Source organism: Dyella flagellata (assembly GCF_030160275.1).
Classification (GTDB): domain Bacteria; phylum Pseudomonadota; class Gammaproteobacteria; order Xanthomonadales; family Rhodanobacteraceae; genus Dyella_B; species Dyella_B flagellata.
Genome location: NZ_BSOA01000029.1, coordinates 55,947 through 71,083, shown reverse-complemented (window position 1 = coordinate 71,083; position 15,137 = coordinate 55,947). Strand labels below are relative to the sequence as shown.

The 15,137-nt window shown below is 60.5% G+C and carries 10 protein-coding genes; 2 read left to right on the top strand and 8 right to left on the bottom strand.

Annotation, left to right across the window (positions count from 1 at the left end; genetic code table 11):
* Nucleotides 1-46: 46 nt before the first annotated feature.
* Nucleotides 47-1,480: a MocR-like pyridoxine biosynthesis transcription factor PdxR gene (pdxR, locus tag QQJ96_RS13915; protein ID WP_284332614.1), complete on the bottom strand. Its 1,434-nt coding sequence runs from the start codon at nt 1,478-1,480 to the stop codon at nt 47-49.
* A 245-nt stretch (nt 1,481-1,725) separates the two neighbouring features.
* On the opposite strand from pdxR (QQJ96_RS13915), the gene QQJ96_RS13910 reads away from it, so the two are divergent.
* Nucleotides 1,726-2,214 carry a hypothetical protein gene (locus tag QQJ96_RS13910; RefSeq protein ID WP_284332613.1) on the top strand — a complete coding sequence of 163 codons (489 nt, stop codon included), beginning with the start codon at nt 1,726-1,728 and terminating at the stop codon, nt 2,212-2,214.
* Nucleotides 2,215-2,266: 52 nt separating this feature from the next.
* On the opposite strand, the gene QQJ96_RS13905 is transcribed toward QQJ96_RS13910, so the two are convergent.
* The 3 genes from QQJ96_RS13905 to pdxR (QQJ96_RS13895) form a co-directional block, all read right to left on the bottom strand.
* The gene (locus tag QQJ96_RS13905) at nt 2,267-3,127 is read right to left on the bottom strand and encodes a 2OG-Fe(II) oxygenase (RefSeq protein WP_284332612.1); all 861 of its coding nucleotides are present in this window, start codon (nt 3,125-3,127) and stop codon (nt 2,267-2,269) included.
* Between the two features lie 96 nt (nt 3,128-3,223).
* Complete coding sequence (locus QQJ96_RS13900; protein ID WP_284332611.1) at nt 3,224-5,350, bottom strand: prolyl oligopeptidase family serine peptidase; 2,127 nt, start codon at nt 5,348-5,350, stop codon at nt 3,224-3,226.
* A gap of 231 nt (nt 5,351-5,581) precedes the next feature.
* Nucleotides 5,582-7,114: a MocR-like pyridoxine biosynthesis transcription factor PdxR gene (gene pdxR / locus QQJ96_RS13895; RefSeq protein WP_284332610.1), complete on the bottom strand. Its 1,533-nt coding sequence runs from the start codon at nt 7,112-7,114 to the stop codon at nt 5,582-5,584.
* Between the two features lie 128 nt (nt 7,115-7,242).
* On the opposite strand from pdxR (QQJ96_RS13895), the gene QQJ96_RS13890 reads away from it, so the two are divergent.
* Complete coding sequence (locus tag QQJ96_RS13890; protein WP_284332609.1) at nt 7,243-8,421, top strand: hypothetical protein; 1,179 nt, start codon at nt 7,243-7,245, stop codon at nt 8,419-8,421.
* Between the two features lie 244 nt (nt 8,422-8,665).
* Here QQJ96_RS13890 and QQJ96_RS13885 read toward each other — a convergent pair whose 3' ends face one another.
* From QQJ96_RS13885 to QQJ96_RS13870, 4 genes are all read right to left on the bottom strand, one after another.
* Entirely contained in the window at nt 8,666-10,099 is a 1,434-nt protein-coding gene (locus QQJ96_RS13885; RefSeq protein WP_284332608.1) for a DUF1501 domain-containing protein, read from the bottom strand.
* A gap of 10 nt (nt 10,100-10,109) precedes the next feature.
* Entirely contained in the window at nt 10,110-11,894 is a 1,785-nt protein-coding gene (locus QQJ96_RS13880; RefSeq protein ID WP_284332607.1) for a DUF1800 domain-containing protein, read from the bottom strand.
* A gap of 690 nt (nt 11,895-12,584) precedes the next feature.
* Nucleotides 12,585-13,826: an ABC transporter permease gene (locus QQJ96_RS13875; protein WP_284332606.1), complete on the bottom strand. Its 1,242-nt coding sequence runs from the start codon at nt 13,824-13,826 to the stop codon at nt 12,585-12,587.
* Nucleotides 13,823-15,127 carry an ABC transporter permease gene (locus QQJ96_RS13870; RefSeq protein ID WP_284332605.1) on the bottom strand — a complete coding sequence of 435 codons (1,305 nt, stop codon included), beginning with the start codon at nt 15,125-15,127 and terminating at the stop codon, nt 13,823-13,825. The genes QQJ96_RS13875 and QQJ96_RS13870 overlap by 4 nt, the downstream gene beginning before the upstream one ends.
* Between the last annotated feature and the right edge of the window lie 10 nt (nt 15,128-15,137).

Below are 15,137 nucleotides of genomic sequence, written 5' to 3'. Positions count from 1 at the left end.
CACCCCAACCCTCCCCTGCAAGCAGGGGAGGGAGCTTAAGGAGGGCTCACTTGCCTTCCATGTGATCCAGGCACTGCCCGAACAGCTGCATCGCCTCCCGCAGCTCGTTCACCGACAGGCCGCTGTAACCCATCACTAGGCCCTGGCGCTCCGGTGCATGGAGATACAGCGGGCTGATGGGATGAAGGCCCAGGCCATGTTGATGAGCGTACTCGACCAACTCCATGCGTCGTGGCGCATCGTAGCCGCGCAGCCATGTCACCAGATGCATGCCGGCGGGCGTATCGGCGATCTCGACACGGTCGCGAGCATGCGTCCGCAAGCCGGCGATCAGCGCATCGCGGCGTGCTTTCAGCTCCTTGCGCGACATGCGCAGATGCCGCTCGAAGCCGCCGCTTTCCATGAACCGGGCCAAGGCGGCCTGTTCGATCACCGGGCAGGCCATGTCGCCCAGGTATTTCGCACTGACAAAATCCGCGCGCAGCGCCGCGGGTATCACCATGTAGGCGAGGCGCAAGCCGCCGAACATCACCTTGGAAAAAGTACCTACATAAATCACGCGATCCTGTTCGTCGAGCGAGCGCAACGCCGCCAGCGGATGGGCGTCGTAGCGGAATTCGCCGTCGTAGTCGTCTTCGATAATCCAGCATTGGTGCTGTTCGGCGTAATGCAGCAGATCGAGCCGACGCTGCATGGAGAGCACGGCGCCGGAAGGAAAATGATGCGAGGGGGTCACATAAATCAGGCGCGGCGAGGCCGTGGGCAGCTCGTCGCAAACCAGGCCATGCTCATCCGTGCGCACCGCGACGAGTTCGGCGCCGTGCGCGGCCAGCGCCTGGTGGGCCAGGAAATAGTGCGGCTCTTCCAGCACCACGCGATCGCCTTCGTTCAGCAGTATGCGCGCGGTCAGGTTGATCGCCTGTTGCGTGCCATTGACGATCAATACATCGTCCGGCTGCGCCTGCACGCCACGGCGGCGAGCCAGGTAATCGCAGGTCTGTTTGCGCAACGCGTTCAGCCCGGCAGCATCCATGGCGTTGAGGTGCGTATACACCGCGGCTCGGGCGAGTTCACGGCCCCACGCGCTATTGATCGCGGGGTTGACCATCGGATAGCCATAATCCAGGTTGTAGCGCAGGCCGCGGTGCAGGCGCGGGATGTCCCAATTGCACACCGCGCGTACGCGCTGCACGTAACGGGAAGGTGGTGGAATGTCGGTGCTGACGGGATGCGCCAGTGGCTTGGCTTTCAGCTGGCTGACGAAACTGCCCGAGCCGACCCGGCCGTCGATAAAGCCTTCCGCGCGCAACTGTTCGTAGGCGGCGAGCACCGTGGTACGTGAAATCTCCAGCTCCTGCGCCAGCTCGCGGGTGGGCGGCAATTGCGTGCCCGCCACGATGCGGCCGTCGAGAATGGAAGCCTTCAACGCACGCGTCAACTGATCGTAAAGCGGACCGCTGCCATCAAGTTCTAGATACACACCGTGCCCTCCCATTGGCTCTAAGAAAATACGAGCAATTGGCTATGGAGGGAATGTGCCGACCTGCCTAGTCTGACTGGGTCGCAAGGCTCGCTAACAAAACATTACCGCCCCTCCCCAGGCCGGCGAACCTGATCGTGACGACGTCTCCCTCGCTTCCCACACCCGCGGTTCGGCTTGTCCCTAACAAGCCGCTCCGCGGGATCTTTTTGGGTGGGCGCCCTTCCTATCATCGAGTGATAGCTATGTCGGTATCTGTAGATTCTGGCGACCTGCGAGCGCAGCGCATGGCGCTATTTGCCGTAATCATCACGCTGGCGCTGGCCACGGCCGACCTGATCTTTGCATGCACGTTCTGGCACGAGCTGTATGGCGTGCCGCCGATGCGCCTCATGCAAGGCATTGCGGCAGGCCTGCTGGGCAAGCGCGCATTTCTCGGCGGTGCCAGCATGGCGGCGCTTGGCTGCCTGCTGCACTACCTCATGATGGGAGTGATGGTGAGCACGTATTACCTGGCCAGCCGGCGCGCCGCCGCGTTGATCGAGCGGCCCTGGTTGTATGGCAGCCTGTATGGTGCGGCGCTATTTGTCGTGATGAACCTAATCGTCGTACCGCTATCGGCGGCGCCGAAGACCCCACCGGTGCCGAGCTGGATCGCCAGCAGCATCGTGGTGCACCTGGTCATCGGTTTGATGATCGCCCTGAGCGCGCGAGGGCGCCGTAGGCTGGGATGACAATCCCAGCACCGCGAACGGCAATGCTGGGATTGTCATCCCAGCCTACAATTCAGCGTGCGGCTTTTTGGAACGGCCGTTCGCGCAGCCACTTGGTGGCGATCCATTTTTCGCCCTTCTGCACCGGCAGGCCTGCGTGCAGCGACGCCTCGTCGCCGGTGTCATAAGCGAAATAGACAGCCGAGCCGCATAGCGCCGTCACCGTCACTCCCACTTGCGGAAACGCCGTGCCGCCGCCGGCCTCGGGCGTATTCAAGTACATCACCAGGCTGGCGATGCGCTGGCCGCCTTTGGCGGTGATGGCGGCGAAGCCGGGCTGGTCGGGATTGAACCAGTCGTAGTGGGGTTCGTACTGCTGGCCGGGAAGATAGTGCAGCACCTGCAGGCCCTCGCCATGATCCACCGGAATGCTCAGCATGCTGGCGATGCGTTGCTCGATGCGCTGGATCAGCGGCGTTTCGCCGGTCACGAAAAACATGCCTTCGCTGGTACGGCGCGCATCGATCTGCTGCTTGCCTGAACTGTCGACCGTCCGGGCCCGTTGCAGGCGCGGCCTGGCCTGTTCGATCAAGGCGTTGCATTCCTCGGCGGAAAGAAAATCGTTGAGCACGCGCAGCGCAGGCGACTCCATGCTCAGCCCCACATGGACGGTGTGGCCATTGACCACCATCTGCGGCGCTTCCGGATGCCGCGTGCGGCGGCCCTGGCTTTTCGGTGCGGGGGGTGCCTGCGTGTGCGCGTCCAGTGCCGAGATCGGCATGTTCAACACGGTGGCGAGAATGCTGCGGCTTTGCCGCAGGTCGTAGCCGGTGTCCTGCATCATCTTCAGCACAGTGTCGACGCTGTGGCCGGCACTTGTGGTGGTGAGGATCCATTCGCGCAGTTCGGGGCGTATCGGGAGATGCGATTTCATGCGGGCGATTTTAGCCCTTGCGCCGGCGCAGTGTTTCAACCTCGCCTAAGCCAGCTCCCTCCCCGACTACACGTAGGGGAGGGTGCCAATGCGGCATTACTTCAGCTTGTCCCACAAGAATTCATAAGCCAGCGCATGCATATATGCCGTCTGCTTGTTGTCGGCGCTCGCGCCGTGGCCGCCCTCGGTGTTCTCGTAGAACCAGACGTTGCGGTGGCCCATGCCTTCCATCTTGGCCGCCATCTTGCGCGCCTGCACCGGCCCTACGCGATCGTCGCTAGTGGCGGTGTAGAACAGCACAGAAGGATAGTTTTCGCCGGATTTGACGTTCTGATAAGGCGAGAACGTCTTGATGAAGTCCCATTGCTTGGGGTCGTCCGGGTTGCCGTATTCGGCGATCCATGAGGCACCGGCGGAAAGATGCACGTAGCGCTTCATGTCCAGCAACGGCACTTCGCAGGCGATCGCACCGAACAGCTGCGGATACAGGGTAAGCATATTGCCCATCAGCAGGCCGCCGTTACTGCCGCCTTCGGCGCCCAGATGCTCGGGCGAGGTCACGCCGCGCTTGATCAGGTCGTTGGCCACCGCGGAAAAATCTTCATACGCACGCAGGCGATTGGCCTGCAGGGCGGCCTGGTGCCAGCGTGGGCCGTATTCGCCACCGCCACGGATATTGGCGATCACGTAAACGCCGCCACGTTCCAGCCATGCACGGCCGACACTGCCGCTGTAGAACGGCTGCAGCGCAATCTCGAAGCCGCCATAGCCATACAGCAGAGTGCGATGGCTGCCGTCGAGCTTGATGTCCTTCGGCGCAATCTCGAAGTACGGCACCTGCGTGCCATCCTTGGAAGCGACGAAGTGCTGGCTTACCTCGAACTTCGAGGCGTCGAAGAACGCCGGGCTTTGCTTGAGCGTCTGTGCCTTGCCTTCACCCAGTACGCCACGTTCCAGCGAGGTAGGCGTGAGGAAGCCGGTGACGATCAGCCAGTATTCGTCGCTGCGGTCGGGGTCTGTGTTGACCATCACCGTGCTGAATTTCGGCGCACCGGGCATCTCTTCGCGCGCCCAGTTGCCTTCGGCCTTTGGTGTAAGCACATCGAGGCGAGTCTTCACGTCATCCATCAGGTCGAGGATCAGGTGATTGCGCGTCCAGGAATAGCTTGAGAGCGCGGTGTGCTCGTCGGGCACGAACAGCGTGGTGAACTGGCGCTTGCCGGCCAGGAAATCGTCGAACTTGGTGGCGATCAGCGCGCCGGAAGGATAAGTATTGCCGCCGACCGTCCATGCCGAGCGCAGTTGCACCAGTAACCATTCGCGATGCGCATCCACGTTGGCAGCATCCACCGGCACATCCAGATGGATCAGCTTGCCATCCTTGAGCTGGTACGTGTCACTGTGGAAGAAGTCGTGCGCAACGCTGACGAAATCGCGTTCAAAACCGGGCGTGCGATCGTGGGAAGCGCTTACCGACAAATCTTCCATCTTGCCTTCGTACACCGTCTTGGCGGCGCTGAGCGGTGTGCCGCGTTGCCATATCTTCGCAATGCGCGGATAGCTGGACGTGGTCATCGAGCCCGGGCCGAAATCGGTGCCGACGTAGATATGGTTGTCGTCGATCCAACCCACCTGGGATTTGGCTGCCGGCAAGTGGAAGCCATCCTTCACGAACGACTTGCTGGCGATGTCGAACTCGCGCACTTCCACCGCGTCGCCGCCATCGGGCGACAACTGGACCAGGCAGCGGCGGTAATCGGGCTTCAGGCAATCGCTGCCCTTGAAGACCCAGCGCTTGCCCTCGGCCTTGTTCAGCGCGTCGAGATCCAGCAGCACTTCCCACTTGGGCTCGGCCTTGCGGTATTCCTCCAGCGTGGTGCGGCGCCACAGGCCACGCGGATTCGCCTTGTCCTGCCAGAAGTTGAACAGATGGTCGCCGCGGCGTGCCACATACGGAATGCGCGCATCCGAATCGAGCACTTCCAGGATGCGGTCGCGCGTCTGCGTGAAGGCGGGATTGTCGGCGAACTGCTTTTGCGTGACCGTGTTCTGGGTTTTCACCCAGTCCATCGCGCGCGTGCCGTGGATGTCCTCCAACCAGAGATAGGGATCGTCGGTACTTGCAGCGGTGCTGGGCACCGGAGTGTTTTCGTGGGCTTGGCTCATGCCGCCCATTATGACGGTGAGTGCCAGCGCCAACCGCATCGATGCTTTCAGGCTCATGCTTCCGCTCCGTGGTGGGCACGAGGAAGATCCTCGCGCGGAACGCAAAGCATGCATGCCTGGACGGAAAACGCCAGTGGCAAAAGCGCTTCTACCCGGCACCCCATGATTTTTTGCCGTCATTCCCGCATAAATCAGCACAACGCTGATGCGGCGCGTAGGCTGGGATGGTAATCCCAGCTTCCACACGCCACCCCGGTGCTGGGATTGCCATCCCAGCCTACGCACCCTCTATGTGTGCGGCGATTGCGCGATGATGTCGGGCGACACCGCCTTGCGGGATGGCTTGCTTGGCCGCTTACCCAGCTCCGCCAGCGCACGAGCCATGCGCTGCGCCGCTTCATCAAGCTCGGCCTCATCGAGGTAACTGAAGGCCAGCCGTAAATGCGATTGCTCCCGCTGATGAAAGTCATAACGCTTGGCGCTGAAGAACTGCACGCCAGCACGTTCGCCCTGTTCGCTCCAGCGATCGATGGCGATGGAGTCGTCCACCTGTGCCCATAACCCCATGCCCCCTTCGGGAACCCGAAAACGCAAGGCGCTGCCTAAGTGACGCCGCAGGGAATCAGCCAGTGCGTCGCGACGTGCTGCATAGGTACGCCGCATGCGGCGCATATGACGCAACAGCTCGCCATCTTCAAACAGTTCGGCGATGGCGCACTCCATCGCGACATCGGTACGCGGATCGCTGGCTGAGCGCAGATGCGCAAGACGTTCGAAGACCGCCGGCGGCGCATGAATGAAGCCAGTGCTGATGCCAGGTGCGAACAGGTTCGAAAGCGAGCCGATATAGATCACATTGGCACGATCCCTTCCTGCGGCAATCGGCAAAATGGGCTTGCCGGCGTAATGGAATTCGTGGTCGTAGTCGTCTTCGATGATGGCGAATTGATGCGTCGAAGCCAGCGCGGCAAGCCGCTCCCGGCGCGTCGGCGACATCACGCAAGTGGTGGGAAATTGATGATGGGGTGTGAGGAAAACGGCACGAATGCGTTGATGCTTCAGTGCATCTTCCAGCGCGGCCACATCCAGTCCATCGCCGTCTAAGGGCAAGGGCATCAATTGCGCGCCAGCCAGGCGCAGCACGCTCCACGCGGGTGGATAGCCGAAAGCTTCCACCGCCACGACGTCGCCAGGCTTGAGCAGCATGCGCGCCACCAGATCGATGCCCTGTTCCAGGCTGCGGGTCACCATCAGGCCGTCGGCCACGGCGGGCAGGGCGCGCGTACTGCGCAACATGCTGGCCAGTTCTTCGCGCAGGCGATGATGGCCACAAGGGTCCGCATAGCCGATCAACGAGCGGCCGCGTTGCAGGATTGCGCGCCTGAAAGCGCGCGTCAGCGCTTCGGCGGGAAACAGCCGTGTGTCCGGCAAGCTATGCGCAATCATCAGGCTGCCCGGTGGCGGCGGCTTGACGGCAGGCATGGCGTGGATGGAGTCGGCGAGGGCGTAGCTGGGGACGTCTGCCGGCGCGTCTTTCGCACGCGCGGCTGTGTGAGCGGCTGTCGGTAGCGGGGAGGCAACGAAAGTGCCGCCGCCGACGCGCGTTCGCACCAGCCCTTCCGCAGCCAGTTCTTCATAGCCGGCCACGATGGTGTTGCGATTCACACCCAGCTGTTCAGCCAATTCGCGAGTGCCGGGCAGCGGCTCGCCGGCACGCAGGCGACCGTCACGAATATCGTCGGCAATTCCACGCGCCAGCTGCAGAAACATCGGCAGCTCGCGTTGGGGATCCAGCGCAATGGTCAAAGCCCAGCGGCGCATGGCCGGACTATAGCGCGGACCGGACTAGCCGGCATCGCCAAAGTGGCGCTTTTGGCGAGCTACCCCTGCGACCACGCTAGAACCCACGGCTGATTCCAGCCCCACCACGTGAAGATAAGGAGCATCCCATGAGTCGCATCATGCTGACGGCAGCTGTTTGCATGGCAGGTCTGCTAGCCGAACTGCCTATGACGGCGGCGGCCGACCATTACCAGGTCCGCACGCTCGGTTCGCTGGGCGGGACGTCCAGCTCGGGCAGCAGCATCAATCGATTTGGACTGGTCAGCGGCAATTCCAATTTGCCGGGCGACCAGACTCAGCATGCCGCACTCTGGCTGAGCGGCTCGGCGTTCGACCTGGGCACGCTGGGCGGGCCCAATAGCGCCATCGCCTGGCCGGTGAAAAACGACTATGGCGTACTGGTCGGCATTGCCGAAACCGCACAGATGGATCCCTTGGGCGAGAACTGGAGCTGCTACATCTTCTTTGCGACCGGCAATCCCTCCGGCCACATCTGCCGCGGTTTCGTATGGCGTTGGGGCCATATGCAAGCCTTGCCTACGCTGGGCGGCAACAATGGTTTTGCGACGGGCGCCAACGATTTCGGTCTAGCCGTAGGCTGGGCGGAAAACACGGTGCACGACTCGACCTGCGATCCAGTCTCCCACCAAGTGCTGCAGTTTAAACCCGTGGTCTATGGGCCGGGGGATGACGACATCCACGCCTTGCCGTTGATCGGCACCGATACTTCCGGTGCGGCGACCGCCATCAACAATCGTGGGCAGATCGTGGGTATTTCGGGTTTGTGCGACCAGGCCATCGGTCGCTATACGGCGATCCACGCGGTGCTATGGCAAGACGGCAAGGCGACCGACCTTGGCAATCTCGGCGTGCCGGCCTGGAACACGCCCATGGCGATCAACGAGCGTGGCGTCGTTGTAGGTTTTGCGGATGTAGCGAATCCAGGAGGCGCGGCGGCTTTATATACGCATGCCTTCGTTTGGACGCCCGCCGGTGGTATGCGTGACCTGGGCACGCTGCCAAAAGATGCCACCAGCCAGGCGTTGGGTATCAATGGTCAAGGCACCATCGTGGGACAATCCTGCGATTCGCTGGGTGCCTGCCATGCTGTCATGTGGCGTAATGGCCGCATCGTTGATCTGAACTCGCCCCAAGTGACCAGCGGCGTTAGCGGTCAGTTGTGGTCTGCCAACGACATCAATGATGCCGGGGTAATCACCGGGCAGTTGTTGAATCCAGTAACAAAGGTTTACTCCACCTTCGTCGCGGTGCCGGATGGTCTTTGATCTTCATCGCCCTCCCCTACGTGTAGTAGGGGAGGGCTGGGGTGCCCCAAATGCCGTCATTCCCGCGAAAGCGGGAATCCATTTGCTCTGACGCAAAAAGCGAAGATGGATTCCCGCTTTCGCGGGAATGACGGCACGGTTCTTTGGACGTTAGGGCGTAGGCTGGGATGGCAATCCCAGCACCAGCATCTCGCGTGGAAAGCTGGGATTATCATCCCAGCCTACGCGCTATTTGTTGCTCAACTCACCCAAAAATACGCAAATTCGGCGCATTGAAACGGCCGAGATTCGGGAAGATGCTGGCGATATCGCTCCCGTTTACACCCAGCCAGTTCGCCAGCGTCGCCGCGTATTGATCCACCGCGGTGGTCGGAATGATCTGACCGTAACCGGTATCGTCCGGATTGCCTGCAGCTGTGGTCAGTAAGCTAGGCATCGTGCCGTAAAAACGCTGACCGCGAACCGCGCCGCCGACCACGAAGTGATGGCCGCCCCAGCCATGGTCGGTGCCGCCGCTGTTGACCGAGAGAGAGCGGCCGAAGTCGGAGGCGGTGAAGGCTGTTACGCTCTGATCCAGGCCTAGCGCTACCGTTGCGCTATAGAACGCGGACAGCGCTTGCGAGAGTTGCGTGAGATTGGCCTGCTGCTGCGCCAATTGGTCGGTGTGGGTATCGTAGCCACCAGCGGAAACGAAGAATATCTGACGGTTCGCGCCAAGCGCGGATCGCACTTGCAACAGCTGCGCCACCATTTTGAGTTGATTGCCAAGCTCTGAATCTGGGAATGTCGTGGCAAGTGCCGGTGCCTGACCGAGGGCATTGAGAAGCACGGTGTAAGAGTCGATGGCGCTGCTGGTTGATGCGGCGTATGCGCGCTCCAGCGCGTTGCTCGGCGCGGGGCCTCGAATCAATGCGTTGTAGGCATTCGTATCGGCCGTCGTGCCGCCGGCCACCCAGGATTCGGGACCATTACCGAGATAGCTCATGGCCTCAACCCCGCCTGGGTCGACGGCGTATTGGTTCACCGTCGCTCCGCGCTGAAAGAGATTGGTGCCGGACAAGGTCATGCTCATCGAGAATTGCGGATTGGCATTGCCGGACGACAACACATCCGCCATCCTGCCGCCCCAGCCATTGGCATTGGCGTCGTCCGGGCGCGAGGTCTGCCATTGCGTGGTCTGGTCGTCGTGCGAAAACAGCTGCGGTGGTGGCGGAACCAGGCCCTGCCGAAACTGCGCTTGCGTGATCGGGTAGAGCAGGGAGCCGACATTGGCGACGACGGCAGCGTGTCCCGCATTGAACAGACCGCGCAATTCCGGCATGGCCGGATGCAGGCCATAGGCGCCGCCATCGCTTGGCGGTCCACCGGGCAAGCCTTGCACGAACGCGGCGGGAGTCAGGTTATTCGCCTGGATATCGGCTTGCGCCAAGGCGAGGCCGGCACGCGAACTCGCATAGGTGGCATAGGTTGCGCTGTCGTAAGGCACGATGGTGTTGAAACTATCGTTACCACCATACAGATAGACGCATACCAATGCCTTGTAGTCGTTGAAGGCATAGTTGCTTTGCAAGGCGGCAGCCTGGAGCAGGCGAAGGTTGCCGAACCCCGAATACAGGCCGACCCCGCCCAGGGTGGCATACATGCTACGGCGCAGAAAGTCACGACGGCTTAAAGGCATCTCGGCATCCTCATTTCTGCACGGAATATTCGGGTGAATTGATGATCAGGTAGAGCGCATGCTGCACGCGCTGGCGACCGAGAGTGCCGTCGGAGTTGTCGGTCATGGCATTGAGCCGCGTCAGCAGCGTGTCATGCATGAAAGAAGACATCTGGCCTGACATGAACAGCAAATTGTAGAGATCGATCAATCCGGAGGGGTTGTTGAGTGCCAGCACGGCGTCGCGATCCGCATTGATAGACATCGTGTTCGGACCACCCGACGAATAGCAGTTTGTGCTGGTGGTGTAGTCGCAAAAAATGCGATGAAAGATATCGTTGGGTATGGTTACCGCTGTCGTTGCCGTATAGACCTGGAATTCCGGGCCGAACAGCCCGCGCTGACTCAGCTCACCCGGTTGCTGGAAATCCGGCTTGAAGAAATTGAAGACGCTAGGCGAACGCAGCGGTGCCTGGCCGTAGGTGCTTTCCCATTCTGGATAAGGCGTATCCACCCGGCCGTTTGGCGTTTCGGCCCCCATCGCTCTCCATAGATGAGTGAGCTTAAGCAAGGGTTCGCGCAACTTGCCGTAAGCATCCGGATTGGGCACATACGACGCACCTACCACCGCCTCCGGATCGAGCAGGATCGCCTGCACCACCGCTTGCAGGTTGCCGCGCACATGCGCACTACTGCCGTCGTCGTTGAACACCTGTGCAATGTGGCTGACATAGCCTGGCGTCGGGTTACTCGTCACCAGGCGTTGGATCAGGCGTCGCGCGATGAACGGACCGACATTGGGGTGATGGAAAATATTGTCGAGCGCGGCGGTCATCTCGGTTTGCGCATCACCGCCGTGGATAAGTATCCCGTTGCTCAATGCCACACCTGGATAGTTAAGCAACTGCTTGTCCGAGGTGCTGTCGTGGAAGTCGGCAATGGGCTGCAGCGGACTCCACCATGCGGGAGAGTTGGTGTCGCTCGGGCCGCAATTGGTATAGGTGTCCGCCGTGCAGCACGGCCATGAGCCGGTGGTACAAGTTGCGTTGTTCCAGTTCCAGCCCGTGAACACCGCCGCCATGCCGCGCACGACGGTCTGGTCGTAGGTCGGAATCGGCTGGTTGTTGGCGTCCAGCTTGGGGGTGCCATCGGTATTGAGCTGCACCAGCCCGATCGAAAACAGCTGCATGACCTCGCGCGCATAGTTCTCGTCGGGATGAATGTTTTGCGTCGGATCAGCCTTCTGATTGGCGAGCATGCTCAGATACGTGGCCATCGCCGGGCTCTTGGTCACGTCTTCAAGCAGGGTGCGGTAATTACCGAACGCATCGGCGGCGAGCATGTCGTGCCAGCTCGCCAGCGCATACGGTTCGTAGGCGAGCGTGCCATTTGCATTGGAGACGACAAAGATCTCGGACAGCGCAAGGGCGACGCGCTGCCGTAATTGATCGGTCGGCATACGCATGCCGCGACTGGGATCGGGTGTGCCTAAGGCATTGATCCACCAGGCTTCCATTCGGGTGTCGTCGTTGACGGTGTTATTGCCGTCCGGCGTGTTGGGCAAGCCTGCTACCCAGTCAAGATAAGGTTTTTCGGTTGACACCGGTGCGGCGAACTGTTCGTTCAACCACCCCTGATAACCGACTTGCCGCAAGTGCGCGATGTCCGCCGTGGTGGGACCAAACGTCGCTTGTGCGAGAAAGCGCGCCGCTTCGGCATCAGTGTATGGACCAGCTACCTGAGCCAGGCAGAACGCGGGCCACAGAAATAAAGCGAGCACCGCGACGCGGAGCCAATTCGAGCTAAAAACCTTCATGCGTATCCCCCTCCTGCATACCAAAGGTCACTGTCCGTCTGTTCGATGAGTGGCATTGCTTGAAGGCGCAAGAATTATCGAAGGCCGATATTGTCGTTGTGATGTATTACTCGTTTATGGAATACCTAGGGTTTGCAGAAGTCACATGAGGTTGTCTTGATGGAATTCGTTTCTATTGGTTATTGACAAAGTGCAATCTGATGCGGTGGTGGACCATTGCACCGGTTGGACTTTTCGTGAGGGCAGGGATCGGCTACTTGTATCGAACGCCCTCTTCGTCTCGTGTTCACTCCATGTTGATCGAGGCAGCCTCATGCGCGCTAGCTGGCGTCGTCTTTTGGCTGATTTGGAGGTAGGAAAAGATCGGGTCGAAAACGCGCCCTAATGCCTCTCTTGCATCACGGGTTGCGCTGACCAAACTTCCAACGCGTAGCGCGTAGGCTGGGATGGCAATCCCAGCATCGAGATGTCGGGCGGAAAGCTGGGATGCTCATCCCAGCCTACGTGCCGCAAGGAGGTGGTTAAATGACACCTCATAGCTACCCGCATCCTTTTTTCGTTGCCAGGACGAAAAGCCAATGAATGGTTTTAGTGTCGACTTCGTAAGCCCTGTTGAGCGCGTAGGCTGGGATGGCAATCCCAGCATCGGGATCTTGCGTGGAAAGCTGGCACTATCATTCCAGCCTACGCTTATCCTCTGATAGCCACGGATGGAGCTACCGATGCCCCCATCGTCGCTGGAACAAGAGCCGCAAGCTGCCCAATGAGTATCATCGTGAGCCAGCCTGCCGGCAGATATAACCAAGGCAGGTGAGGTACCTCAAACCAAGTCATCAGCGTCCGGTTAACGGCCAACGCGCAACCCGCCCCAACCAACGCACCGGCGCCAACCACGACGAAATTCTCCAGCAGGAAATAGGCCAGGATGGTCCCTCGCGTTGCTCCAAGCGCCCGACGGATACCGGTTTGCCGAGTGCGTCGTCCCACCCAGAAGCTGACCAGTCCCATGACGCCCACGAGGTTTACGAAAACCAGCGCCGCTGCCGTTACAGCGAGGATGGCAATCACCGATGAGTCGCGCCGGAAATACTCTGTTCTCAAGGACGGGAATGACTCTGCCCGATGGAAGATGCGTTGGCTGGACACGCCGAGAAGTGCAGCCTTGGCCGGTGCCACCACATCATCGGGCTCAGCCGCCGTTTTCAATAGGTACAGCACCTTCGCCGTGTCCGGAATGAGGGGCAAAAGCACAGAAAGCTCGTTGTCGTCCGAAACCGTGAGGTTGGGACGGGCTAGATGGTCGACAACCCCAACAATCCGGATAGGTGAGCGGCCATCAAGGTAGATGGTGCGCCCAAGCGTGTCGCTCGCCGGAAACATCCGACGTGCGAAGGCTTCGGTCACGATGGCGGCGCGGACTTTCTTCAGGCCTGCATAATCATGGGCAGCCTCAAGGGGCTGGAAATCCTCCGGAGCAAAAGGGGCGCCACGGACCAGGTGCAAGCCAAGGACATCAAAAGCGCCAGGCGAGCCGTTGAACAAGCTCGGTTCGACTTCGATGGGAAGCCGAGTGTTGCCCTGCTGGACAACATCGCTGGTGAAGCCATTGACCCAATCATTGTGGCCAAAGGGCAGCGCATCGACGACGGCCACCGCTGTCACGCCCGCAACATGGCGAAGCGCCTCCAGATCACTTGCGATCGCGGGTGCCATGGCGGTGCCGGGAGCCATCACGCGCTCGCTTTCAATCACCGCGAGATGTTTTTCGTCGATGCCGGAGGATTGATGGAGAAGGTGTGTCCGGCTAATGACGAGAAACAACACGTTGGTCACCACGGCGCACGTCAAAGCAACCTGGATAAAGAGCAGGGCACTGAGGATGCGGTGCCGGCTGAGTGCCCGCAGCATAGGCATCTGGAATAAAGAGGTCATTCGGCCACCTTCACCTGCAGGGCTGGCTCGACCATGGATGCACGGACGGCGGGAACAAGCGCGGCAAGGGCGCTGGCCACGATGCCGAGAACAAACGTAGCAAGTAGCATCCAGCCATCCATAGTGACAAGGTGAGCGTACTCGTCGGGCTGCCGGCGTATAGTCCATAGCCCAAGCTGAGCCAATGCTAGGCCGATGGCGCCACCGACGAGTCCGATGACAACGGCCTCCGCTGAGAATTGCCAGACGATGTCGGCCCGTTTTGCCCCCAGTGCGCGCCGGACAGCCACCTCGCCACTCTTCCGGGAAAATTTGGCAAACAGCAAGCCGGTCATATTGGCCATGCAGACCAGCAGAAAAGCAAAAGCGAGCGCCATCTGAAGAGTCAAATCCCGAGGGATCACTTTCTTTCTGGCAAGCCACTCGTTCAAGCCGTAAAGTTTCGCATCTGGCGCGCGTTCAAACCGGCCGTCCGTATGCTGCCGCGCCCAGTAGTGGTCAAGGTACGCCTTGTATGAAGAAGCCTTCTGGGGACTATCAAGACGAATCCAGAACTGTAGCCAAGTCACGCCGGGGCTTTCCATTTCGTTGCCGGCACCCTTGCTCCCCCAGGAGGCAAAGCTACTTGTGGCTTCAAGCTTGCGGTCTATGGCGGTGGTCAACGGAAGGAAAAAATCGTCCTGTTCGCCAAACGGATGACTGGCAATATCCCCGTAGAACTTCGGTTGCGGGTCAAAGTGATCGGCTACACCCACTATGTCGAAAGCCACGCCGCCGAGCCGGATTGAGTGGCCAATGGCCGGGCCGTTGAAAAGGCGCATGGCCAAGCGTTGCGATAGAACAACCACGCGCGCATGTGCATCGTCCTCGGCTCGGCCCCAGCTATGACCCGCAAAAAACGGCAACGCGAACATTTCAAAGAAGTCAGCGGTGACAAACCTGCCCTCGGCATAGAACGGCTGGGCAGATGACCCAGGAGTCACCAGCAGATGAGCGCCAGCCATCGCCGCCTGCAAATCGGCCCTTCTAGAAGAAAGAAGCGCCCAGGCGTCCGGCCAGGTGAGGTTGTCACTCGGATTCATCCGCCTGTCATTGCGGTAGGACAAAGGAAGCGGATTCAGATAAGGCGTGAACAGGTCTTTGCTTCGCCCAGGTAGCGGGTCGCCTGACAGGACATGGACGACCGACAGCATGGTCATGCTTCCGCCGATTCCCAACGCCATGACCGCTATCACCAGGCTACTGAGGAGGCGGTTTCGCCACAGGCTCGATACGGCAATTTCCATGTAGTACGCGAACACGATAAATTCC

Excerpts from the sequence above, each read along its gene's own strand:
- QQJ96_RS13900 (WP_284332611.1), bottom strand. The coding sequence starts at position 5,350 with ATGAGCCTGAAAGCATCGATGCGGTTGGCGCTGGCACTCACCGTCATA.
- QQJ96_RS13905 (WP_284332612.1), bottom strand. The coding sequence starts at position 3,127 with ATGAAATCGCATCTCCCGATACGCCCCGAACTGCGCGAATGGATCCTC.
- pdxR (WP_284332610.1), bottom strand. The coding sequence starts at position 7,114 with ATGCGCCGCTGGGCTTTGACCATTGCGCTGGATCCCCAACGCGAGCTG.
- QQJ96_RS13875 (WP_284332606.1), bottom strand. The coding sequence starts at position 13,826 with ATGACCTCTTTATTCCAGATGCCTATGCTGCGGGCACTCAGCCGGCAC.
- QQJ96_RS13885 (WP_284332608.1), bottom strand. The coding sequence starts at position 10,099 with ATGCCTTTAAGCCGTCGTGACTTTCTGCGCCGTAGCATGTATGCCACC.
- QQJ96_RS13890 (WP_284332609.1), top strand. The coding sequence starts at position 7,243 with ATGAGTCGCATCATGCTGACGGCAGCTGTTTGCATGGCAGGTCTGCTA.
- QQJ96_RS13880 (WP_284332607.1), bottom strand. The coding sequence starts at position 11,894 with ATGAAGGTTTTTAGCTCGAATTGGCTCCGCGTCGCGGTGCTCGCTTTA.
- QQJ96_RS13910 (WP_284332613.1), top strand. The coding sequence starts at position 1,726 with ATGTCGGTATCTGTAGATTCTGGCGACCTGCGAGCGCAGCGCATGGCG.